Origin of the sequence: Bacillus luti, assembly GCF_001884105.1 — a bacterium.
In the GTDB taxonomy this organism is placed as follows: Bacteria; Bacillota; Bacilli; order Bacillales; family Bacillaceae_G; genus Bacillus_A; species Bacillus_A luti.
The window spans coordinates 1-22,459 of the sequence record NZ_MACI01000047.1 but is presented as its reverse complement, the minus strand read 5'-3'; the positions used below and the strand labels follow the sequence as shown (position 1 = coordinate 22,459).

At 36.3% G+C, this 22,459-nt stretch carries 21 protein-coding genes and 2 pseudogenes; 11 read left to right on the top strand and 12 right to left on the bottom strand.

The features are described 5' to 3' along the window. Nucleotides 1–5 precede the first annotated feature (5 nt). Nucleotides 6–143 carry a hypothetical protein gene (locus tag BAQ48_RS10775; RefSeq protein ID WP_242660455.1) on the top strand — a complete coding sequence of 46 codons (138 nt, stop codon included), beginning with the start codon at nucleotides 6–8 and terminating at the stop codon, nucleotides 141–143. A gap of 104 nt (nucleotides 144–247) precedes the next feature. Here BAQ48_RS10775 and BAQ48_RS10770 read toward each other — a convergent pair whose 3' ends face one another. Further along, nucleotides 248–1,693, bottom strand: coding sequence for an MATE family efflux transporter (locus BAQ48_RS10770; RefSeq protein WP_071711075.1), 1,446 nt, complete (start codon nucleotides 1,691–1,693; stop codon nucleotides 248–250). Between the two features lie 352 nt (nucleotides 1,694–2,045). Between BAQ48_RS10770 and BAQ48_RS10765 the strand changes: the two genes are divergently transcribed. After that, nucleotides 2,046–3,692 carry a peptide ABC transporter substrate-binding protein gene (locus BAQ48_RS10765; RefSeq protein ID WP_071711074.1) on the top strand — a complete coding sequence of 549 codons (1,647 nt, stop codon included), beginning with the start codon at nucleotides 2,046–2,048 and terminating at the stop codon, nucleotides 3,690–3,692. A 30-nt stretch (nucleotides 3,693–3,722) separates the two neighbouring features. Here BAQ48_RS10765 and BAQ48_RS10760 read toward each other — a convergent pair whose 3' ends face one another. Continuing rightward, nucleotides 3,723–3,926: a hypothetical protein gene (locus BAQ48_RS10760; protein WP_071711073.1), complete on the bottom strand. Its 204-nt coding sequence runs from the start codon at nucleotides 3,924–3,926 to the stop codon at nucleotides 3,723–3,725. 591 nt (nucleotides 3,927–4,517) lie between these two features. Here BAQ48_RS10760 and spx point away from each other — a divergent pair. Then, a complete protein-coding gene (gene spx, locus BAQ48_RS10755) occupies nucleotides 4,518–4,913 on the top strand; it encodes a transcriptional regulator Spx (protein WP_000258267.1) in 396 nt (131 codons plus the stop codon). 49 nt (nucleotides 4,914–4,962) lie between these two features. Here the strand turns inward: spx and BAQ48_RS10750 are convergent, their stop codons facing one another. Continuing rightward, nucleotides 4,963–5,637, bottom strand: a complete 675-nt coding sequence (locus BAQ48_RS10750; protein ID WP_071711072.1) for a TerC family protein — start codon at nucleotides 5,635–5,637, stop codon at nucleotides 4,963–4,965. A 357-nt stretch (nucleotides 5,638–5,994) separates the two neighbouring features. On the opposite strand from BAQ48_RS10750, the gene mecA reads away from it, so the two are divergent. From mecA to pepF, 4 genes are all read left to right on the top strand, one after another. Further along, nucleotides 5,995–6,678 (top strand): adaptor protein MecA, encoded by a 684-nt coding sequence (gene mecA / locus BAQ48_RS10745; RefSeq protein WP_000402129.1) that lies wholly within the window; start codon nucleotides 5,995–5,997, stop codon nucleotides 6,676–6,678. A gap of 72 nt (nucleotides 6,679–6,750) precedes the next feature. After that, entirely contained in the window at nucleotides 6,751–8,295 is a 1,545-nt protein-coding gene (locus BAQ48_RS10740) for a cardiolipin synthase (protein WP_071711071.1), read from the top strand. Nucleotides 8,296–8,374: 79 nt separating this feature from the next. Beyond that, nucleotides 8,375–9,619, top strand: a complete 1,245-nt coding sequence (locus BAQ48_RS10735; protein ID WP_071711070.1) for a competence protein CoiA — start codon at nucleotides 8,375–8,377, stop codon at nucleotides 9,617–9,619. Between the two features lie 51 nt (nucleotides 9,620–9,670). Continuing rightward, nucleotides 9,671–11,497: an oligoendopeptidase F gene (pepF, locus tag BAQ48_RS10730; RefSeq protein WP_071711069.1), complete on the top strand. Its 1,827-nt coding sequence runs from the start codon at nucleotides 9,671–9,673 to the stop codon at nucleotides 11,495–11,497. Between the two features lie 532 nt (nucleotides 11,498–12,029). Here pepF and BAQ48_RS10720 read toward each other — a convergent pair. The 3 genes from BAQ48_RS10720 to BAQ48_RS10710 all read right to left on the bottom strand — a co-directional run bounded on the left by BAQ48_RS10720 (nucleotide 12,030) and on the right by BAQ48_RS10710 (nucleotide 14,081). Continuing rightward, nucleotides 12,030–12,923, bottom strand: coding sequence for a ClpXP adapter SpxH family protein (locus tag BAQ48_RS10720; RefSeq protein WP_000360661.1), 894 nt, complete (start codon nucleotides 12,921–12,923; stop codon nucleotides 12,030–12,032). Then, complete coding sequence (locus BAQ48_RS10715; RefSeq protein WP_000043382.1) at nucleotides 12,923–13,321, bottom strand: globin domain-containing protein; 399 nt, start codon at nucleotides 13,319–13,321, stop codon at nucleotides 12,923–12,925. Before BAQ48_RS10715 ends, BAQ48_RS10720 begins: the two co-directional genes overlap by 1 nt. A gap of 181 nt (nucleotides 13,322–13,502) precedes the next feature. After that, nucleotides 13,503–14,081, bottom strand: coding sequence for a CYTH domain-containing protein (locus BAQ48_RS10710; RefSeq protein WP_071711067.1), 579 nt, complete (start codon nucleotides 14,079–14,081; stop codon nucleotides 13,503–13,505). Between the two features lie 144 nt (nucleotides 14,082–14,225). Here BAQ48_RS10710 and BAQ48_RS10705 point away from each other — a divergent pair, with 144 nt between their 5' ends. The 4 genes from BAQ48_RS10705 to BAQ48_RS10690 are packed head-to-tail and all read left to right on the top strand — an operon-like array spanning nucleotide 14,226 to nucleotide 16,991. After that, complete coding sequence (locus tag BAQ48_RS10705; protein WP_001180011.1) at nucleotides 14,226–14,597, top strand: UPF0738 family protein; 372 nt, start codon at nucleotides 14,226–14,228, stop codon at nucleotides 14,595–14,597. Nucleotides 14,598–14,627: 30 nt separating this feature from the next. Beyond that, nucleotides 14,628–15,266 (top strand): GTP diphosphokinase, encoded by a 639-nt coding sequence (yjbM, locus tag BAQ48_RS10700; protein ID WP_071711066.1) that lies wholly within the window; start codon nucleotides 14,628–14,630, stop codon nucleotides 15,264–15,266. Between the two features lie 18 nt (nucleotides 15,267–15,284). Further along, nucleotides 15,285–16,082, top strand: coding sequence for an NAD kinase (locus tag BAQ48_RS10695; protein WP_000673190.1), 798 nt, complete (start codon nucleotides 15,285–15,287; stop codon nucleotides 16,080–16,082). A gap of 15 nt (nucleotides 16,083–16,097) precedes the next feature. Next, nucleotides 16,098–16,991 carry an RluA family pseudouridine synthase gene (locus tag BAQ48_RS10690; RefSeq protein ID WP_071711065.1) on the top strand — a complete coding sequence of 298 codons (894 nt, stop codon included), beginning with the start codon at nucleotides 16,098–16,100 and terminating at the stop codon, nucleotides 16,989–16,991. A 48-nt stretch (nucleotides 16,992–17,039) separates the two neighbouring features. Here the strand turns inward: BAQ48_RS10690 and BAQ48_RS10685 are convergent, their stop codons facing one another. The 6 genes and pseudogenes from BAQ48_RS10685 to BAQ48_RS10660 form a co-directional block, all read right to left on the bottom strand. Beyond that, nucleotides 17,040–18,428, bottom strand: a complete 1,389-nt coding sequence (locus BAQ48_RS10685; protein WP_071711064.1) for a peptidase G2 autoproteolytic cleavage domain-containing protein — start codon at nucleotides 18,426–18,428, stop codon at nucleotides 17,040–17,042. A gap of 153 nt (nucleotides 18,429–18,581) precedes the next feature. Beyond that, nucleotides 18,582–19,322: a bis(5'-nucleosyl)-tetraphosphatase PrpE gene (prpE, locus tag BAQ48_RS10680; RefSeq protein WP_071711063.1), complete on the bottom strand. Its 741-nt coding sequence runs from the start codon at nucleotides 19,320–19,322 to the stop codon at nucleotides 18,582–18,584. 76 nt (nucleotides 19,323–19,398) lie between these two features. After that, complete coding sequence (locus tag BAQ48_RS10675; protein WP_071711062.1) at nucleotides 19,399–20,559, bottom strand: FtsW/RodA/SpoVE family cell cycle protein; 1,161 nt, start codon at nucleotides 20,557–20,559, stop codon at nucleotides 19,399–19,401. A gap of 146 nt (nucleotides 20,560–20,705) precedes the next feature. Continuing rightward, a pseudogene (locus tag BAQ48_RS10670) lies at nucleotides 20,706–21,324 on the bottom strand (glycosyltransferase family 2 protein); the annotation flags it as partial. A gap of 90 nt (nucleotides 21,325–21,414) precedes the next feature. Continuing rightward, nucleotides 21,415–21,853 (bottom strand): annotated as a pseudogene (locus BAQ48_RS10665) (TylF/MycF/NovP-related O-methyltransferase). A gap of 122 nt (nucleotides 21,854–21,975) precedes the next feature. Next, the coding region (locus BAQ48_RS10660; RefSeq protein ID WP_423219973.1) for a BclA C-terminal domain-containing protein at nucleotides 21,976–22,459 on the bottom strand (484 nt) is incomplete at its 5' end.

The following is a 22,459-nucleotide window of genomic DNA, read 5'->3' as shown; positions in this document are numbered from 1 at the left end:
AAGAGATGAAGAGAGTAAGTGTCAAAAAGAAACAAGATAACCTAACATATATTTTAAAAAATCAAGTGGATCATAAAATATCGGATATGATTTCTAATAAGAACATTGACGAATTGAAGATAGAAATTGAAAAGTATAATTAAATAAAAGCTGTTTCAACAATTTGTTGGAACAGCTTTTTCTATTATTTAAAGAATCTACAATATAAATTTCATTTACAAATGAATGCATCTCGATCAAAGGAGTGCTACTGCGCATGAACAGAAACACTCTCATCTTGCTCTTCTGGTTTCACAAGCGCATAACTTTCCCACGCTCTACTTCTCCAGCGGAAGAACATAATAATGGCGCGGGTCCATTCATCGATAGCAATCGCTAGCCAAATACCAACTAGCCCCATGTCTAAATAGAAGACGAAGAAATATCCGAGCGGTAAACTCATTAATACCATAGAGAATGCACCGATTAAAACAGGATATTTTGCATCACCAGCTGCACGAAGTGAGTTAATGATGACGATGTTCATTGTACGTCCTGTTTCCAGTAGTACACTTAGTAAAAGAACTGACGCACCTAATGAAATAATGTGCGGGTTATCTGTAAACAGTCCCATTAATTGTGTGCGGAATGTAATCACGAGGATGACCATACATAAAGTTACGCCAATTGCCCATCTTACGCTTTTCCATACGCGTTCATATGCTTCATCTTTTTCGCCGCCACCAACAAGGCGGCCGATAATAATTGCAGTTCCCATACCGATCGCAATTGCGAATAAATAAGTGAACATCGAGATGTTAGTAGCGTATTGTCTAGCTGCTAATGATTCCGTTCCTAAATATGTTGCATAATATAGGAAGACAATTTGGCAAGCTTGATACATAACTTGTTCGAATGCCGATGGAATGCCGATTTTTAAAATTTTCCCGACGTATTCTTTTGATAAGGTGAAGTAATATTGTAATTTCACACGGTATTCCATAACGCGGTACAGTAACCAGAAGAAAACAATAAGTGCGATAAGTCGGCTGACAGCAGAAGAAATGGCTGCCCCTTGCACACCGAGCTCTGGGAAACCGAATTTCCCGAAAATGAGTACGTAGTTTCCGGCAATATGAATAATATTCATCCCAAGTGAAATAAACATCGCTTGCTTTGTGAAACCGTGTACGCGGATAATTGCAGCTAATGAGTTAATAATAGCTTGAAGGAAGATAGCTCCCCCGACGATAGATAAATAGTTTTGTGCATACGTTAATACGTCGCCTTGTAAGTTCATTGCCATCATCATATGTTTCGAAAATAAAAGAAAACCAGCGCTTATAACGAGCCCGACTACTAAATTTAATGTAACGGCTAATGCTGATATTTTAGATGCTTCCATAAAGCGTTTGGAACCGAGGTATTGAGATACAACGATAGCTGCGCCGTTCCCGATGACTTCTAGTACCAAAATAGCGATATGGAGATATTGATTTGCTGCACCAACCCCAGATACAGCATCGTCTGATAATGCACTTAACATGAAAGTATCAGCGATCCCCATCAACATAAAAAGAAAAACTTCTAGAAAAATAGGCCATGTTAATAAGAATAAACTTAATTTCTCTGCCGGCCTGTTTTTGGAGTGAGTTGCTGTCATGTCCGTCCCCTCTTTACCGATATCTATTTTTAGCAAAGTGTATCGTAACATACTTTCTTATCCTTTGCACTCATTTTAACCTACATATTTTTAATATGAAGGGAGCGCTATTTTATGTTAAAAAGTGAAGGATAATTATACAGAAAATATAATAGGATATAAAATTCGTTTTTCTCTGATAATTTAGAAAAATATAAAAATAGTTATTTTTTGCACTTTAGTATGGATAAACGGCAGTATGAAACGTTTACAAAGAGTTATTTTTTAACAGAAAATTTTAATAAAATAGAAATATAAATATACAAAAAATATATTTGTGTGTATAATATGAATTGTTAGAACATATATATATTTCTTTTTGTTTGAAAATGAAAGGGCTAACATTTTTGTGGAGGGTGGAAATATGAAAAAAAAGATGCCGGTTTTTGTATTATCAACGGTAGCAATGAGCATGATTTTAGGGGCATGTAGTTATGACAAGGAAGAGCCGCAAGCGAACGCAAAAGGGGATAGCGGGAAGAGCGGTACAAAGCAAGTTATAAACTTAATTGAGACACAAGAAATTCCAACGATGGATCCAGCTTTATCAGCTGATGCGGTTTCTTCGAAAGTAATGAACAATACAATGGAAGGTTTATATCGTCTTGGAAAAGATGATAAGTTAGTTCCAGGTGTAGCGAAAGAATTCCAAAAATCCGAAGATGGTAAAAAATATACATTTAAATTACGTGAAGATGCAAAATGGTCAAATGGTGAACCTGTAACTGCGAAAGATTTCGTGTATGCATGGCAAAGAGCAATTAATCCAGATACAGCAGCGAAATCAGCATACATTATGTATGACATAAAAAATGCAGAGAAAATTAACAAAAAAGAGATGAGTCCAGATCAATTAGGCGTAAAAGCAATTGATGATCATACATTAGAAGTGGAATTAGACAACTCGATTCCGTATTTTGTAGATTTAATGGTCTATCCAATCTTCTATCCTGTGAATGAAAAGTTTGTGAAAGAGCAAGGTACGAAGTTTGCTTTAGAAGCAAATACAACGCTTTATAATGGACCATTTACATTAAGTGAGTGGCAACATGAACGAAGCTTTAAAATGACAAAGAGTTCATCCTATTGGGACAATAAAGAAGTGAAACTTGAAGAAGTAAACTTTAATATTGTAAAAGATACTGCTACGCCAATTAACTTATATGAAACAAATGCAATCGACCGAGCGACGTTATTAGCGGAATTCATCGATAAATATAAAGGCAAACCTGATTTCAAAACAGTAGAAGATACATCTGTATTCTTCCTTCGTTTAAATCAGAAAGATCCAGCTTTAGCAAATAAAAATATTCGTAAAGCGATTTCACTTGCTTTTGACCGTAAACCATTCGTTGATACACTATTAAATAACGGTTCTAAGCCAGCAACGGGATTAATTCCTGATAACTTTATTAAAGGACCAGATAAAAAAGATTTCCGTGCTGAAAATGGGGATATTGTAAAACCAAATGTGAAAGAAGCGAAGAAATATTGGGAAGCTGGTTTAAAAGAGCTTGGCAAAAATGAAATTGAATTAGAGTTATTAAATGAAGATGTTGAATTATCGAAGAAAACTGGTGAATATTTAAAAGGTGAGCTAGAAAAGAATTTACCAGGTTTAACAGTGAAAATTAAACAACAACCATTCGCACAAAAACTAAAATTAGAAGATGCGGGCGATTATGTAATGTCATTCTCTGGATGGAGTGCAGACTTCCCAGATCCAATTACATATCTTGATATGTTTGTAACTGATGGATCACAAAATAAAATGAAGTACTCTAATCCGAAATATGATGAAATTATCATGAAAGCGAAAAAAGATGGTAGCGATGTAAATGCTCGTTGGAAAAACCTACTTGAAGCAGAGAAAATGTTACTTGATGACGCTGCAATTGTTCCAGTATATCAACGTGGTAGAGCGTATTTACAAAGAGAAACAATTAAAGATATGTACAACCATAAATATGGTGGCGATGTAAGTTTCAAATGGGCATCAGTAGGAAAATAACAAAAAAGCAGGTGATTACCTGCTTTTTTTTTAATACGTGCGTTTTTTATAGATACCTTTTCCACCAACTTGGTTCCAGCCAGATTGTACATCCAAACTTTTGTTAACAAACTTCATTTTTTCTTTTCCGCCAAAGAGTTTTTCTCCGATGCTATTTGTAATGACTCCAATCAATGCTGTTATTCCGATGATGAGGGCAGCGACGGTGGCAAAATCAATAAAAAAAGCAATCATTTTCAAATTCCCCCTTGCCTGTCTGTATTTTTATTGTATGAGATAAGGGGAGAAAAAGAAAGAAATGTCAGAAAAATATTTAAATTGCTTTAGAAATCATCTAGACAGGGGGAAGAATATTTGTTAAAATAAGAACAAATGTTCCTTTTGTTTTTACCTGTATGTCTTACATTTTTTAATTGAATTATCAGGAAAAAGTAAGAAAACGTTCTCTTTTTCATAGGAAAGAGTATGGGGATATAACTATATATCATATGAACAATCTATGGAAAGCGAGTGTTAAAAAGGGTTGAATGTCCTTGTTAAAGGACAGTTTAAGTGAGTGTAATCATGTTACATAGCAGTGAAATACACGGAAGAGTTTTCTCAACTAACAGGAAATTTACTGTATATTTCTTGTAAAATCTATTGTATAATGATTATAGAAGTTACTTATTAAAAGTAATTGTTGTTTATTAAAAGTTGTTGCTTACATGAAATGCGATTTTTGCACTTTTCAATAAGACAAGTTATCGCGAAAAATTGCTGAAATTAGAAATTTAAACTGTAATTAGTACAGAATTTGTACTCTTTAAGGAGAGTGAGCTTTGTATGGTAACATTATATAGTTCTCCAAGCTGTACGTCTTGTAGAAAGGCGAAATTATGGCTAGAGGAAAATCATATTCCTTATACAGAACGTAATATTTTCTCAGATCCATTAACGATTGAGGAAATTAAAGAGATTTTACGTATGACAGAAAGCGGAACGGATGAGATTATTTCTACTCGTTCGAAAGTTTTCCAAGAATTAAATGTAAACTTAGAGTCTTTACCACTTCAAGATTTATATAAGATGATTCGTGACTATCCAGGGATTTTACGTCGTCCAATTATGATCGACGAAAAACGCCTTCAAGTAGGTTACAATGAAGACGAAATCCGCCGTTTCTTACCACGTACAGTAAGAACGTTCCAATTACGTGAAGCACAGCGTCTTGTAAATTAATTATAATAATATGAAAACCTTCTACCTATTATATAGTAGAAGGTTTTTTTTAATGTTTCACATTCCGTAATCGAACTTGTTGAACGATAATACCGATGCATAGAACAGTGAAAATGAATAGGTAAGGAATGCTCGTGGTGAAACCTGGATTGTTATGAAAGAAAGTTGCAAGTCTATCTTCGTGTGTAACCATTTTTCCTGCTGTATAGGAAAGAATTGCTGCGCCGCAATAAATGAGGAATGGAAAGCGTTCCATAAGTATTAAAATAAGTTTGCTGCCCCAAATGATAATCGGTATAGAAATGAACAAGCCGATTATGACGAGTAAAAACCTCCCGTGAGCTGCACCTGCAATGGCGATAACATTATCAAACCCCATAACGATATCTGCGAATACAATTGTACGCACAGCTTGGAATAAAGTTGTTTTTCCTTGAATAGAAGAAAGGTCGTTGCTATTATCAGTTAATAAATTGACTGCAATTAATGTAAGTAAAATCCCGCCAGTAAGCTGTAGAAATGGAATGTCAAGTAAGTAGACAGCTAGTATGGTAAGGAGAATTCGTAGTACAATTGCTAAAATAGTACCGATCAAAATGGCTTTATTTCGTTTAGGTTCAGGTAAATTTCGGCTAGCTAATGCGATGACAATTGCGTTATCGCCACCTAATACAACATCGATACCGACAATCATTAGTACAGATGTTAAAAACTCTAAGTCCATTCGTCTGCCTCCATTTATGATGTTTTAATAAGCGAACTATATGTATGTGATGAAGAAGGTTTCCTGTATCTTGGGGACTAAAAAATCTTCTGTAAAGGAAGTTTCACTTTATTACAGTGTACGGGGGAATGTGGAAATGTATGTCCAAATTTTTTGTGAGTAAGAAATCGCTATAATGATATATTCGTGTAGATGATCGAATGAAGATAGGCATATAACTATTTTTGTAAAATAAATCGATTTTATTTCCATTCTGGAGAATCTTATCATAAAATGAGAGTACAAGAATCTATTGATTTGTCATATGAGTGGGGAATCCCTTCATAACAATTCTAAGCAGGAAGGGAGAGTTGTATTTTGGAAATTGAAAGAATTAATGACCATACGATGAAATTTTTTATTACGTACGTTGATATAGAGGACAGAGGGTTTAATCGTGAAGAAATTTGGTACGACCGCGAACGAAGTGAAGAGCTCTTTTGGGAGATGATGGACGAAGCTCGTGATCATGACGATTTCTTTATTGATGGACCGCTATGGATTCAAGTGCAAGCAGTCGATAAAGGGATTGAAGTACTTGTAACGAAAGCAGAGCTGTCAAAGGATGGGCAAAAGCTGGAGCTGCCAATAGGGGTAGATAAAATTATAGACATTCCTCTAGATGAAGGGATCGAATCATTATTCCAGCAAGAATTAGTGGAAGAGGTAGAGGAACAAACAGGAACAAACTTTAATGAAGATGGTACGTTTGGCTTTTTAATTAAGTTTAATGATTTTGAAGATGTTATTTCATTAAGCCACCGTCTTATCTTTGAGGATATAAAAGATGAGCTGTATTCGTTTGAGGACCGCTATTATGTATATGTGGAATTCGATGAAGTGCTACATGATGAAGAGGAAATTGATCGTATTCTAAGTATTATTTTAGAATATGGAGAAGAATCTACTTTAACAATTCATCGTGTAGGTGAGTATGGGAAACAAATTGTGAAAGAGCATGCGCTTGAAACAATTCGCAATAATTTTCCTGCTAAAACGTAGGCCGATTTCTGTAGTATGAAATCGGCTTTTTATATGAAGAATAGGAAAGCTTTCTTCGTAAGGAGGTAAGAGATGAAAAATACGTTAAAGTTGATTTTCTTTGTTCTACTATTGTTCGCGTTATTTGTTTCGTTGCGTATGTTTATTGATGTAGCATTTTATTCGGATGTAATTGGGATAAAAGATGTTTCGATTTTAGGTATTATTAGTATTTTATTTACGGTATCTGCATTTTTAATTGGCTGCGTTATTTTCTTAGAGAACCGTCACCCATCTAAAACACTTACATGGCTCATTGTGTTAGGTATTTTTCCGGTATTTGGATTCTTCGCTTATTTATTATTTGGACAGAACTTTCGGAGAAAAAGAATGTTCCAGAAGAAGGCCTTACTCGATGAACAGGCGTTTTTACAATATAAGGGACATGAAGATTATGAAGAGCGAATTTTGCGTGATCATAAGCATCAGGAGTTGTTATTTCGTTTAGCGGATCGATTAGGTGCTTTAAATATTTCATTCCAAACTGAAACGAGAACATTAACAAATGGAGATGAAACGTTTCAGGCTATTTTAGACGGATTGAAACGAGCGAAACATCATATTCATATGGAATATTACATTGTACGTGATGATAAGCTAGGAACAGAAATTAAAGATATTTTAATACAGAAATCAAAAGAAGGCGTTGTCGTGCGTTTTTTATATGATGCGGTTGGCAGTTTTAAGTTATCGAAATCGTATATTGAAGAATTAAACGATGCAGGTGTAGAAATGATTCCGTTCTTCCCTGTGCGCTTTCCGATTTTAAACGATAAAATTAATTATCGAAACCACCGGAAAATCGTTATTATTGATGGGAATGAAGGGTTTGTAGGTGGACTAAATATTGGTGATGAATATTTAGGGAAGGATAAATATTTCGGTTTTTGGCGAGATACACATTTATATTTACGTGGTGAAGCTGTTCAAAGCTTGCAACTTATTTTCCTTCAAGATTGGTTTTATATGACTGGTGAGGCTGTGTTAGCCCCTGAATATTTACAAGCGACAGCAGTAGAAGGAGAAAATTGGGGAGGAGTGCAACTCGTTGCAGGTGGACCAGATAATAAATGGGAAACGATTAAACATTTGTATTTTGCAATGATTGCTTCTGCTCGGAAATCCATTTGGATTGCAACGCCGTATTTCATTCCGGATGATGATATTTTATCAGCACTAAAGGTAGCGGCACTTGCTGGTATTGATGTTCGTTTACTCATGCCGAGTAAACCTGATAAGCGCACTGTCTTTTATGCATCAAGATCATATTTCCCAGAGCTTTTAGATGCAGGAGTAAAGATATATGAATATGAAAAAGGTTTTCTTCATAGTAAAGTGGTCATCGTCGATTCTGATTTAGCTTCGATTGGAACAGCAAATATGGATATGAGAAGTTTTCATTTGAATTTTGAGGTGAATGCCTTTTTATATGATACAGATAGCATTCGAAAACTCGTTCAAGACTTTAAAGAAGATATAGAAGAATCAAGTGAAATTCATGTCGATCGTTTTCATAAAAGACGTCTCCATAGAAGGATTGTGGAATCGACGTACCGGTTATTATCACCGTTGTTATAGAAAGAGATGTCCGAAATTTGGACATCTCTTTTTTAAAGGAATTTGTAACAAATTGTAGAATATAAGGAGCTGAAAGGGTGTGATTCAAATGTTTATCGCTAAAAGAGAAAATGGGGAGAAAATTCATCTACTCTATAATCGTGATGAAGAGCTTTTACAACGTATGCGCAAAATGGAACGCTTCTTTTGCATAGCTTGCGGAAAGGAAGTGCGAATGAAATTAGGGACACAAAAAAGTTGGCATTTTGCCCATAAGAAAGTTGATTCGTGCCTTGCCTTTTATGAAGTAGAATCTATATATCATATGAATGGTAAAGAATTGTTATATAGATGGTTGAAACGTCAAAAGTTTCATGTGAATATAGAGCATTACCTTCCAGAAATTCAGCAAAGGCCAGATGTTTTCGTAGAGAGAGCAGGTAGAAAAGTTGCGATTGAATATCAATGTGCGAATCTTTCCGTAGAGCAGCTTTCGAAACGAACATACTCGTATTGGCAAGCTGGCATCCAGGTCATCTGGATTATTGGTGGAAATCAATTAAAAAAGCAATCTGCATATTTGATGAAATTCTCCTCACTTCTGGCTTTCTCCTTACAATCTTATCCTCAGCCACTTCTTATTTTCTTCTGTCCGAAGCAAAAATCATTTATGAAATGCGCATTTATCACTCCGTTTTCTACAAATGTCTCTTTCTCGCATACTATTTATTTACCAAGCGATACGACTACTATTGACATGCTTTTTTCCTCTGTTCCTTTCGAAAAAGAAAAATTAGAGCAAGAGTGGAAGAAAAGGAAGAGCTATTTTCGGCAAAATGCTCTGCCAATTTGGACTTATAATTATAAGTCATTACTACACCTCTTATATCAATTAAAATGCCCTCCAGCGAGCTTTCCTTCTGAAATTGGTGTTCCGCTTCCGTCTGCATTTGCTTTTCAAACGAATCCATTTATATGGCAAGCTGTTCTATATATGAAGTGTATAGGGCAACTTGTAGTAGGGGATTGTATTTCCCTGGGGTATGTGTGTAGTTATGTGAAGAAGTATTCGAAAAGACGCCTACTTCCCTATTTTTCGCGGCACATATGGAAAGAGGCAGTTACCGAATATATGACCTTTTTATGTTATGTAGGTGTCTTGCATAAAGTGGGAACTTATACGTACGAGAAAACAAGGGATGTAGTTACGTTGCACACAGAGGAAGATATTAGGAAGCATGATGAAATATGTTTAGCGTATGCCCTATCTTTATTTGAGGCAAAGTTCAACATGAGAGATGGAAAAGGGGATATAATAAAGGGGGATTGTGAAGGAATTACATAGCAAAAAAACGAATTGTACTTAAGTAGAGATATTTAAAGGAGGGCTTTAAGAATGTCTGAACAAAACAAAGCAAAAACATTACCAGATCGCAATGAGATTGAAGAAGCAAATACGTGGCGATTAGAAGATATTTTCCAAACAGATGCAGAATGGGAAAAGGAATTCCAAGCTATTAAAGAGTTATTACCGAAGTTAACTGAATTTAAAGGTAAGCTTGGTGACTCTGCGGACAACTTACTTGAGGCACTGCAATATGAAGATGAGATTTCAATGCGATTAGGTAAGCTATATACATATGCTCATATGCGTTACGATCAAGATACGACAAACTCTGTATATCAAGCATTAAATGATCGTGCGACAAATTTATACTCACAAGTATCTAGTAGTACAGCTTATATCGTGCCTGAAATTTTAACGATTTCAGAAGATACACTGCAAACATTCTTGAAAGAAAATAGAGATTTAAGTGTATATGAACATGCATTAGAAGAAATTACACGTCAACGCCCGCACGTATTATCTGAAGCGGAAGAAGCTTTACTAGCGGAAGCGTCTGAAGTGATGAGTGCATCAAGTAATACATTCGGTATGTTGAATAATGCGGATTTAAAATTCCCATCTATTAAAGGTGAGGATGGAGAAGAAATAGAAATTACGCATGGCCGTTACATTCAGTTTTTAGAAAGTGATGATCGTCGTGTCCGTGAAGATGCATTCAAAGCTGTTTATGAAACGTACGGGAAATTTAAGAACACATTCTCAAGTACGTTAAGCGGTGCAGTGAAACGTAATAATTTCAATGCACGCGTTCGTAAATATGATTCTGCTCGCCAAGCTGCATTAAGTAATAATAATATTCCGGAAGCAGTATACGATCAACTCGTTGAAACAGTAAATGACAACTTACATCTATTACATCGTTACATTGATATTCGTAAACGAGCATTAGGACTTGATGAGCTCCATATGTACGATTTATATACACCGCTCGTACCAGAAGTGAAAATGAACGTGAAATATGAAGAAGCGCAAAACCTGTTATTAAAATCTTTAAACGTACTTGGTGATGAGTATGTTGAAATTTTGAAAGAAGCATATGAAAATCGTTGGGTAGATGTGTACGAGAATAAAGGAAAGCGAAGCGGAGCATATTCATCTGGTGCATACGGGACAAATCCGTATATTTTAATGAACTGGCATGATAATGTAAATAATTTATTTACACTTGCTCATGAGTTTGGTCATTCTGTGCATAGTTACTATACAAGAAAGACACAGCCGCACGTATATGGGGATTATTCAATCTTCGTTGCAGAGGTAGCATCAACTTGTAATGAAGCGCTTCTAAATGATTATTTATTAAAAACGACAGAAGATAAGAAAGAGCGTCTATACTTATTAAATCATTACTTAGAAGGATTCCGTGGTACTGTATTCCGTCAAACGATGTTCGCAGAGTTTGAGCATATTATTCATAAGAAAGTACAAGAAGGACATGCTGTTACGCCAGACATGTTAACGGAAATCTACTACGATTTAAATAAGAAATACTTCGGTGACGCGTTAGTAATCGATGAAGAAATTGGCTTAGAGTGGTCTCGTATTCCGCACTTCTACTACAACTATTACGTATATCAATACGCAACAGGATTTAGTGCGGCAACAGCTTTATCGAAACAAATTTTAGAAGAAGGGCAACCAGCAGTAGAACGTTACATTAACGAGTTCTTAAAGGCAGGAAGCTCGGATTACCCAATTGAAGTGCTGAAAAGAGCAGGAGTAGATATGGCGTCTCCAGAACCTGTAAAAGAAGCACTACAAGTATTCGAAGAAAAATTAAATGAATTAGAAGCGTTATTATTTGAAGAGAAGTAATAGAAAAGACGAGGGATTTATCCTCGTCTTTTTATTTGGAAAACAATTTGTCGATATTTGTCGAAAGAATAAGGTGAATTTCCTTGTTTTTTCTAAATTAGAGGACAGCTTTACAGTTGATTTTTGAAATTAAAACCCTTTAAATCGTTTTCTATGATTGAAATAGGAAAGAGCGATGACGATGATTCCAAATAAAAGAGGCAAAGCAATAATTTTAGGAAAAGCTTGTAGTAGAGAGAGAATATACAAGAAAAAAGAAACGAGGACACATAAAAAAATGAGTAACATATAGGATTTTTTAATGAAAAACACCTCCTAAAGAGCTTTTATATAGCTTATTCAAAAATGAAAACGTTTAGAATGTGACAAAAGTGTGAAATTCGACAAAAGGGGTTGTCATCTGACGTCGAATCTTGTAATATAATAAGCGTGAACGAATTCACATACAAACATATACCCCTTTGTTTGAACGTGAAAATTTCTCCCATCCCCTTTAATATTTTTATAAGCCGTAAAGAAAAAGACCTGGTGTTTACACCAGGTCTTTTTCTATTGCTATCCATTTCCAATACCGTTCGCATTTTACCTCAATCATTTGTACTTTTCGTTTCAGTTGCAATTTTTTTAGTTCGCGCTCGATTTCTTGCTGCGGGCAGTCATATATAAATGCTACTTCTTTTGAAGAGATAAATTGTGTTGCTTCTAATAATACTTCTAGAGGTGGTAACGGTTCTGGTTCAATTTCACATTTTACGAGCTCTTTCAATAATTGTACGTATACGTCATAGGAATAAGTTCCAGCAATTTTAATACCTTCTTCATCTGAATTCGCATGAAAAAAGACGAGGGAAGGTATTTCTGTAATATGCATTTCATTCGTGAATTTTAAATCACACTGGAAAGCTTTTTTTGCGCTAGCAGAATGTAGGTCTTTTTTAAATTCTTCTACATCAATGTCGCTATCTTTCGCACATGCAAGTAATAATTCGCAGTCAGGGTTTGATACATTTTTAAGGAAAATGTATTCTTGGAGTTTTCGCAAAAACTTCGAACCTGCTTTTCGGCCCTGTAACTCGGCTGCCTTAATTGCCATCGAAACTAAATATGGTGTTGATGATGCTTCTTGCATATGTACCTTTCCATCACATGAAAAACCTTGTAAACTTGTTGTCTTTTCCCACACAAATCGAATATTAGCAGGTTTATTCCATTTGTGTGAGGAAGCGTTCGTTCCATCCACTTTTCCTGTTACGATATGACGAATAGAGAAGTATTTCCCGTATTCAAGCCATAGTTTAATAATAAAGGGCTCAATTTCCCAGCAATCTTTACAAAGTGGATCAATAAATAAATATGCTTCTACAGACTTATGCTCACATGCGGAAGGAGATGGCATATTTATATGCTTTGCTTCCTGCTTATCCATTACACTTCACCTGTTTCGTTTGGAGTATTAACCATATGCTGAGCAGTTAATGCTAAACGTTCAAAAACAAACTCTCTTATATGACCGTGCACTCCTGTATCATCCATTGCTTGCTCCATACATGATAGCCAAGCCTCTGCTCGTTTTGGAGTAATCTCAAACGGAAGATGGCGTGCTCTTAACATAGGATGACCGTGTTCTTCAGTGTACAAATTAGGACCACCTAAATATTGTGTTAAAAATTGTTTTTGCTTCCTAGCGGTTTCTGTTAAATCATCTGGGAAGATGGGAGATAAGTCAGGGTGTTTACTGACATAGGAATAAAATGTGTCTACTAATATTGCAATGCATTGTTCACCGCCAATTGCTTCAAATGGTGTCATCGGTTGCTTGCTCATCCTTTATAAACTCCTTTTTCCATGAAATGTATATCTATTGTAGCAATGGAATGTTAGGGAGGGCAAATAAATAGCCTACTAAACATTCGTTGCGTATTCTCCATGTTGCTAATCAATCATGTTCTTTTTGTAAGTGAGAGGAATCCACTAGTAGAACGTATTCACTAGTGGAATTTTCACTTTAGCGTGCTTTGTTTTGTTTGGCAAGGAAAAAGCGTTTTACTTTGTTATTTGTATGACGGATTGGTATGTTATGTTGCGTTAATAAACGAATAAATGCAGCTTTTCCTGTTTCTTCATCTTGCACTTCAAATTCAATTTCATAATCATCGTGATTGTAATAGAAACTATGATCAAAGACAAGTGTTCCGCCTTCAAATAATGTTTCAGCTCTTTCTGTTGTTAAACTACCCATATAAGTTAAAGCAGAAACAGGAATTTGTAATTTGTGTAGTTGATCTACTACAGCGCCTTGAATAATTGTATTTGTTTCCATCATCAATCTTGCTTCATCTGCTGTTACGACTTGATGCGTTTCTAACAAGCCGACTTCTGCAGGTTGTTTCAACGTTAATGTATAAGTTTCCCCTTTATGACGAATACGAAGTGCAGAGCCAGCTTCTTTTAATGAGAAGCCCGGTGTTTCAAAGTAGTGATTCACTTGTTTTGTAAATACCTCAATAGAGAATAATTTACATAATGTATCGAATTCTTCTTCTGTAACAATATTTTTAAATTCAATTTCAATTTCTTGTGTCATTGTATATGCTCCTTTTGAAAAATAATTCTTTACACATTATCGCTTTTTCGCAAATTTGGTTCAATGTTTTATTTGTTTGCGTTCATGTTATGATACAATAATACTGTTAAGTAAGACAGGAAGTTGAGATGGAGGAGTTAGAGCATGCAAAATAAAATCCAAGTTAAGAGCGTAGAAAAGAGAGAGAATGCTCTTATTTTTTGTGCGGAAAATACTGAAATAGAGGTAAAGGAGTTAAGTGCACGTAATCACGTACTTGTAGACTCAGACAATTTATCATTTTTATATATCTTAGAAAACGAATCATCGTTCATTTATGTAAGTATTCCGCATACATGCTGGGAAGCGCTGCATGAAGCGATGAATAAAGATACAGCAATGTTTATTCAAGTGAATGGTGTTGAAATGGAATTAGAAGCATTAAAAGAAGAAGTAGAATATTTAGTTGAAAATATTGAAGGTAATGCAAATTACGGAGAAGAATTAGTAACTGCTGTAGAAAAAGTATTTCTATAAGCAAATGGATTGATTTTGGTGGTGGTTGAAGTGAATCGAAATTGGGAAGAATTTTTAGCACCTTACCATCAAGCGGTGGCAGAGCTGAAAGTGAAACTAAAAGGAATGCGTACACAGTTTGCGATGTTGACGGAGCATTCCCCAATTGAGTTTGTAACTGGACGAGTGAAATCAGTTGCGAGTATTATCGATAAAGCGGAAAAAAGAAATGTACCGTTAGATCGGTTGAGAGAAGATATGCAGGATATTGCTGGTCTTAGAATGATGTGTCAATTCGTGGATGAGATTAAGCCTGTTGTAGAATATCTTAGAAAACGAAATGACTTTGAAATCGTGGAAGAACGTGATTATGTCACGCAAAAGAAAGATAGCGGTTATCGCTCTTATCACGTTGTCATTAGTTACCCTGTTCAAACGATACAGGGGGAACAAAAAGTATTGGTAGAAATCCAAATACGCACGCTAGCAATGAACTTTTGGGCAACAATTGAGCATTCTTTAAATTATAAATATAGTGGGCGTTTTCCTGAAGATATTAAAATACGCTTACAACGTGCAGCAGAAGCAGCGTTTTTATTAGATGAAGAAATGTCTTCTATTCGTCTTGAAATTCAAGAAGCACAGAAGATTTTTTCAAGAAAGCAAGAAGCGAAAGATTCCGAATCATAAACTAAAGGGTGTTGGGCGATGAAATTTACAATTATGTCAAAGGGAGATCAATCATCAGATACATTAGCAAGTACGATGAAAGAGTATTTGCTAGATTTTGGATTTATAATGGATGAAAAGGAACCCGATATTGTAATTTCTGTTGGGGGGGATGGAACGCTTTTATATGCGTTTCATCGCTATTATAATCGATTGGATGAAACAGCATTTGTTGGTGTACATACAGGGCATTTAGGTTTCTATGCAGATTGGTTACCGACAGAAGTAGAGAAATTAGTAATTGCAATTGCGAAAACACCATTCCAAGTGGTGGAATATCCACTTTTAGAAGTGATTATTCGCTATGTGAATGGTAGTAAAGAGTCACAGTATTTGGCGATGAATGAAGCGACTGTAAAAAGTGCGGAAGGTACATTAGTAACAGAAGTAGAAATACGCGGAGAGTATTTTGAAACGTTCCGCGGCGATGGTCTTTGTATTTCTACTCCTTCAGGAAGTACCGCCTATAATAAAGCGCTTGGCGGAGCAATTATTCACCCTTCTATTGAAGCGATTCAAATTGCAGAAATGGCATCTATTAACAACCGTGTGTTTCGTACTGTAGGCTCGCCACTCGTATTGCCGAAGCATCATACATGTGTGTTGAAACCGGCTGCAGGAATGAACTTACAAATTACGGTGGATCATTTAACGATGGTTCATCAAGATGTGAAATCAATCCAGTATCGCGTTGCAAACGAGAAAGTGCGGTTTGTTCGTTTTCGTCCGTTCCCGTTCTGGAAACGAGTTCGTGACTCGTTTGTTGCAGATAAATAGAAAGGGTTTATATATTTGAACAGATTTACGTTGAAATGGGATATAGGGCCGGCTGAAGAAGGAATTTTAGTTAGGGAATTTTTAAAAACGAAAGAGATTTCTAAAGCCGCTTTAACGGATATAAAGTTTCATGGCGGAGCAATTGAAGTAAATGGTCAACATACGAGCGTTCGTCATCAGTTACAAGCTGGTGAAGAGTTGCGTGTCTTTTTTCCAGTGGAGGAAAGAAGCGAAGGGATGATTGCAGAAGATATCCCGTTAAGCATTGTATATGAAGACGAAGCAGTTCTTGTCATTAATAAAGAGGCGAACATGTCAACGATTCCGTCTAGAGAACATCCGACAGGAAGTGTTGCCAATGCGCTTTTATCTCATTATGATAAGCAGCATGTTGCAAGTACGGTGCACATCGTAACAAGATTAGATCGTGATACTTCAGGGCTTATGCTTATTGCAAAAAATCGTTTTGTGCATCATCTTTTATCGAAACAGCATCAACAAAAAGCTGTGAGACGAACGTATGAAGCAGTCGTTCATGGAGAAATGATAGAACGAGCAGGAACGATTGATGCACCGATTGGACGAAAATCGGATAGCATTATTGAGCGAACAGTTTGTGAGAATGGACAGAGGGCAGTTACTCACTTTAGAGTGATTGATAGCGCCTACCATAAGACGCATGTATCGCTTGAACTTGAAACAGGAAGAACGCATCAAATTCGTGTACATATGGCGTATATGGGACATCCATTACTTGGCGATAGCTTATATGGAGGAAGAAGGGATGAAATGAAACGACAAGCACTTCACAGTACATCGTTGACGTTTTATCATCCTATTTTAGAAAAGGAAATGTCGTTTACTACGACGATTCCACTCGATATGAAAGAGCTATTAAAACATATTTAAAAAGGGAACAAAAATTCTTATGCAATGAAGAATTTTGTTCCCTTTTTCTTAACGGAATAATATTAAAATTTGATTATCACCCGTACGCTTTATAACGAAAAAACCACTTTCGGCTTTTGTAGCGATGCCATCATCATTTGGACGACAAAATCCATGAGTGTCGCAAGTCCCATCATCACGTACTAACATTTGTCCAATTAATCCGACAGGAATCCACTCGGCACGATCCTTTCTTGCTATATATTTGCAAGCTGGGTCCCAGTTTGTATTTAAGAGTGGCTGTATTTCTTGTGTTGCCGTCTTTGTATATTTCCGTCTTCCGAAGTTATCCGTTTCGTAGCGTTTTTTCCAGTTTAAAGCACCGCTATTTCCGATGATAGCGGGCGTAGCGCTAGATACGCCTAGTAGGAATGAATCGTTTGAAGTAGCGATCCGAATTTTTTCTTCGTTACTAAATGTAACGAAATAACCAACATCAATTGGCTTGTTGTCCTCTGTTTCAAACATTTGTGCAAAATCTGTTCCGCTTGCGTTGTAAGAAGCGCCTTCAATGTACATTTCTCCATTATGAGCAAGCCATTTTGCACCTATATTATGGTCAGTGTCGTTTGTGCCATTTGCAATGAACCAAGAATAAGATTCTTCTGCCGCGCCGAAGCGCCCCATAATATGGCTACCTGCAAATTGAGCTGTTGATGTATGCATACCTTCCGCATGAGAAGAGAATCCGTTAGCGATAGTTGCGGTTCCTTCTGCATGTGCTGCTTCGCCTAAAGCAATCGTATGTTTACCTTCTGCGTGAGAGTAAGAACCACCTGCCGTCGTTTCACTTCCTTCACTATGCGAACTATGTCCAGTTGCTTTTGTTTTTGATCCTTCTGCATGAGAAAAAGGACCTATTGTGTGTGTAAGAAGTCCTTCTGCATGTGAAGCTGTACCCTCTGCATGAGAGTGAAGCCCCTCTGCATGTGCATACCTGCTCCCTTTTTTTACTTTTGTATTTTCAGGTGCAGGGGCTTGAATGATGATCGTTTTTTCCGTTTGTACATTATTTTGGGGGGCTAATGCTTCTTTTATTTTTTTCACTTGATTTATAATAGCTGCTGGAATTTCTGGTTCCGCTTTTTTATTTATTGCTACGGGGATATTTTCCTCCGTATTTTTCTCTGTTTGCTCAGCATGTATTACCTGTTCATCATGAGTAGAGAGAGAATTATTTTTTTGCTGCATCTTCGTTTTTCTATTATCGATTATGCGGCCCATTACAGCGTTTTCTAAAGAGACATATTTTGTTCTTGCTTTGCTTTTTTTTGATGACTTTTTTTCTTCGAGTTCTTCTAAAGCTGCAGCTCGAATGCTGCACCAGTTGTTAATTCCATACATGGGCAGATATAAAGGTGGGCATTTTCTTTTTTGTTTAGAAGATTTTTTCTTCATTCTGTCACCTCCTGCGACATTATATGTAGGATAATTAAAAAAAGATGCACTTTATTGCATCTTTTTTTAATTACTTTATTTAGTTTTTAGATGAGATACACTTCAAAATACGGTAATCCGCCGTAATTTATGGATTGTACGAAGTAAGGAGAGTTATGAAATTGGACGGAATTTCTCAGCGACAAAAGGCAAGGTAGAAGGAACGGAAACAGTCTCCATTTCGGGATAACGTAGTCCAGTGAGCTGACCACCAAATACAACGCCAGTATCGATATTGACTGTATGATTTACAAAACGAGGTTCTTTTACTGGTGTATGTCCATATATAATCCAAGTTTGTCCTTTATATTCTTGCGCCCAATCGCGACGGACAGGTGAGCCGTCAGCATGCTTTTCTCCAGTAATATCGCCATATAATACAAATGTTTGTACTTTTTTATCTTGTCGTCCTATGTAATCTTGCCGAATCCCAGCGTGACATACGATTACTCTTTTTTCATCTAATATGTGGTAGAAAGGCGATTGTTCATAAAGAGTGATGAACTTTTCTTTTATAATGTTTTGCTTATGAGAAGGTAATGCTTCATATTCAGCAACAGTTGTTTCGAGCCCATGAGCGATTGTTACATTACGCCCAAGAAAGAAACGGTATAGTTTATTGCAGTGATTGCCAGGAGCGTAATAAGCCTCTTTTTGATTTATGACAAGTTCCCATACAATTTCAATCATACGTAATGAATGGGGACCACGGTCTGTAATATCACCAACGAATGCAAGCTGACGTTGATCAGGGTGAACCGGCAGGCCGCTATTCCAGTTATATCCTAGTTTCGTTGTTAAATTTTGAAACTCTTGGAAGCAGCCGTGAATATCACCTATAATGTCATATTTCATATTTAAACCTCCAGCCTATTTTTCATTAGTATAACTAAAAAGGGATAGAGATAAAAATATACCGTTTTTGTGTGATTCATTTAAACATAAAGATTTTCGTTCTTGAGCGAACATTTAAAATAAATCCAATGGCAATCATGTATGTAAGTAGCGAACTTCCTCCGTAGCTCATAAGAGGTAATGTGATTCCTGTAATAGGGAGTAATCCAATTGTCATTCCGATGTTTTGGAAGACTTGGAAAGTAAACATGCCGATTGTACCAGCGCAAATGTAACTACCGAAAGGGTCATTGCTTTCTATAGCGATATGAATCATTCGGAAAATGAGTAAGAAAAAAAGTGAAATAATGACACTTGCGCCTAAAAAGCCAAATTGTTCAGCGACATTCGTGAAAATAAAATCTGTGTGTGGTTCTGGAAAATATACTTGTCCATTTTCCCAACCTTTTCCTTGCATTTCTCCTGATCCAGCAGCTAAAAATGCTTGTCTTAATTGATAGCCTTGCGCATCATATTCGTAAGGAGCTAACCAGCCGTAGAATCGGTTTAATTGATATTCTTGTAGGATATGTTCTTTGAAGAATTCCGTATGAGCAAAATAAATATATGTTAGGGCAGAACCAGCAGCACAACTCACAGATGTTAATCCGAAAATGAAACGCCATCGTATACCAGACACTAATATCATTGCTGCGAGCATCGCTGAAATGACCATCGTATTTCCTAAATCAGGTTCTTTTGCAATAAGGAGTAGTGGTGGCAAACTCGTTGCAAATATTTTTCCAAGCAATATAAAATCTTCGCGTGTTGTTCGGAAAAAATATTTTTCATTATGATCCGCTATAATTCGTCCAATGACGATAATTAAAAACAATTTCATAATCTCAGACGGCTGTAAATTTCCGATGCCTGGAAGCCTGTACCAAGCGGTAGCGCCTTTAATTGTAACAGCACCTGGGACTTGAAGTTCTAGCCCAATTAGCAGTACCATTGCAAAGCTATACAAATACCAAGCAATTTTTTGATAACGATCGAAATCGATAATCATAATAACACCAATGGCTATAAATCCAATGAAGTACCATTGGATTTGCTTTAGTACAAAATTTACGTTTTGTAAAAATGGTGGTAAAGAGGTTTGCGCACTTGCAATAGCAAAACAACTAACAGTCCCAATGGCAAATAAAATGAGTAGTAATACGTAGTCTATTTGATATTGAGAATTTGAATCTTTCAATGTATGTATTCCTTTCTATCGCCTAGTAAGTATATGGATGAAGTCATCATAAAAATAATATGCAAGCAGACTGTTCATACATTTATTCCACTATTTGTGGGAAGTCATACATCACGAGAAAGGAATACATCCTTCTTCATGATGTGCTATCTTGTATGCAGTTCTTTTGTAATTATATTTAAACAATGGGAAAGGCGTATATGTGTATTGGCAGTTGAAATGAGGTTTGGATAGAGTGTATAAAATTTGACCGCATCTTCATACCATTTGTAAGCTTTTAACAGACTCGTTCTATAATGACTGCTATCTTGTAAGAAACCATATTTTTTGGAAGTTAAAACGAGATGTGAAAAATCTTCACAACCTTCAAGGGATTTGTGATGTACTTGCTGTCCGGTATGAAGGCAGAATGAACTTAAAGGTTCAGTGATATAAATTGCGTGGCCTTTTGAAAGTAAACTTATCCAAGAGGCCATATCAACACTACAACTTGTAATTTATACCATTTAAAGTACCAAAGGATTCTTTTAATAGGCGTTTTCGAAAGAGTAAAGTCGTAGGTTCGCCGATAATGTTGTGTCCCAGTATAAGCATATGGTTTCCAAAATCTTTACCATTTAGTAGAGTATCTTCATCATGTAATCTTTTCATGGAGAGATGTTGTTCTATTATCTCTCCATTATCATTAATCCAAGTGCGATATGATGTGATAAGTGCGAGATTTTGATCTAAGTCTTGGTGGAAATAAAACATCATTTTTTTGATTGTATGTAAGGGGATTCCTAAAATGCCTGCTGTTATGAGTGAGAGTGAATAATAGGTAGGAATAGAATCTCCTGCAGTTTAAAATCCCTCTTATCCTTTTCTCCAATACACACCAAATACATCGATTTTTGTAATAGGAGCTGTTAAGTTTTGTTGATTTCTAAAATCCGTCACGGCCTCTGCGCAAGGTGGTAGACCGTAATCATCGATGATATCACGAACAACGGTTTCTATTGCCTCGTGTAATTGATTCATACGTTCTCGACCCATATCATACTGTGTGCAGCTCGTGGCCAGTCTATGCCATCTTGACGCTTACGTTTTAGAATATTTGGTTTGCAATTTTTAAGTTATGGTTTTCAGCATATTGTTTAATGAATAAAGGGGGGACTGTAACTGGTGCATATGGAAGTTCTTTAGAAATGTGTAACGAGGCGGGTAAATATGGCTCATACTATAACCATACTTCAAATAAAATTGTCTTCTTTAGCAATTTGAAATAAATCTGAACAGCAGATTTATTTTCCACATTTGTGCCTCCCGCGAAATGTCATACAACAATATGATTATGTAGGTAGTGAAAGTTTCATGATTGAATTCATAATTGAAAAAGCAGTAAAATTGATATCAATTTTACTGCTAAGTAAAAAGTTAAGCGATTTTTTCAATAATAATGGATGCACTTGTACCAGGAGCTAATAATAACCCAATTCCCGTAACAACCGCTTCAACTAGTGATGGCGTTGTGGTAATTTGTGTGATGGCTTGGATAACGATAGGCGCTCCAAGTGAAATTAAGCTTGTGCCTGCACCTGGTACATTAGAGCCGTTCACTTGAATTGCAAGGCTACCTAATACACTTACTGCTGCAGTATATGCAATAACAGTAATTTTATAGAATCCCGTTTCACTAATTACGAAAGTATCGGGATCCATTTGAGAAATTGCTGTACCAAACTGTGATCCCACCGTGTTAAACGGTACGAGTTGATTAATTCCAATAGCTAAAGAAACTGTAGCAGAATTAAATGCATACAATCCTGCTGGTAAACCTAATCCAGAAGGTCCAGTTGTCCCGGTAGCTCCAGTATCGCCAGTCGGTCCAGTTGTCCCGGTAGCTCCAGTATCGCCAGTC

What these genes read in the sequence shown, in the direction of transcription:
- BAQ48_RS10775 (WP_242660455.1), top strand. Translation starts at nt 6, where the DNA reads ATGAAGAGAGTAAGTGTCAAAAAGAAACAAGATAACCTAACATATATT.
- BAQ48_RS10770 (WP_071711075.1), bottom strand. Translation starts at nt 1,693, where the DNA reads ATGTTACGATACACTTTGCTAAAAATAGATATCGGTAAAGAGGGGACG.
- BAQ48_RS10765 (WP_071711074.1), top strand. Translation starts at nt 2,046, where the DNA reads ATGAAAAAAAAGATGCCGGTTTTTGTATTATCAACGGTAGCAATGAGC.
- BAQ48_RS10760 (WP_071711073.1), bottom strand. Translation starts at nt 3,926, where the DNA reads ATGATTGCTTTTTTTATTGATTTTGCCACCGTCGCTGCCCTCATCATC.
- spx (WP_000258267.1), top strand. Translation starts at nt 4,518, where the DNA reads ATGGTAACATTATATAGTTCTCCAAGCTGTACGTCTTGTAGAAAGGCG.
- BAQ48_RS10750 (WP_071711072.1), bottom strand. Translation starts at nt 5,637, where the DNA reads ATGGACTTAGAGTTTTTAACATCTGTACTAATGATTGTCGGTATCGAT.
- BAQ48_RS10740 (WP_071711071.1), top strand. Translation starts at nt 6,751, where the DNA reads ATGAAAAATACGTTAAAGTTGATTTTCTTTGTTCTACTATTGTTCGCG.
- pepF (WP_071711069.1), top strand. Translation starts at nt 9,671, where the DNA reads ATGTCTGAACAAAACAAAGCAAAAACATTACCAGATCGCAATGAGATT.
- BAQ48_RS10720 (WP_000360661.1), bottom strand. Translation starts at nt 12,923, where the DNA reads ATGGATAAGCAGGAAGCAAAGCATATAAATATGCCATCTCCTTCCGCA.
- BAQ48_RS10715 (WP_000043382.1), bottom strand. Translation starts at nt 13,321, where the DNA reads ATGAGCAAGCAACCGATGACACCATTTGAAGCAATTGGCGGTGAACAA.
- BAQ48_RS10710 (WP_071711067.1), bottom strand. Translation starts at nt 14,081, where the DNA reads ATGACACAAGAAATTGAAATTGAATTTAAAAATATTGTTACAGAAGAA.
- BAQ48_RS10705 (WP_001180011.1), top strand. Translation starts at nt 14,226, where the DNA reads ATGCAAAATAAAATCCAAGTTAAGAGCGTAGAAAAGAGAGAGAATGCT.
- BAQ48_RS10695 (WP_000673190.1), top strand. Translation starts at nt 15,285, where the DNA reads ATGAAATTTACAATTATGTCAAAGGGAGATCAATCATCAGATACATTA.
- BAQ48_RS10685 (WP_071711064.1), bottom strand. Translation starts at nt 18,428, where the DNA reads ATGAAGAAAAAATCTTCTAAACAAAAAAGAAAATGCCCACCTTTATAT.
- prpE (WP_071711063.1), bottom strand. Translation starts at nt 19,322, where the DNA reads ATGAAATATGACATTATAGGTGATATTCACGGCTGCTTCCAAGAGTTT.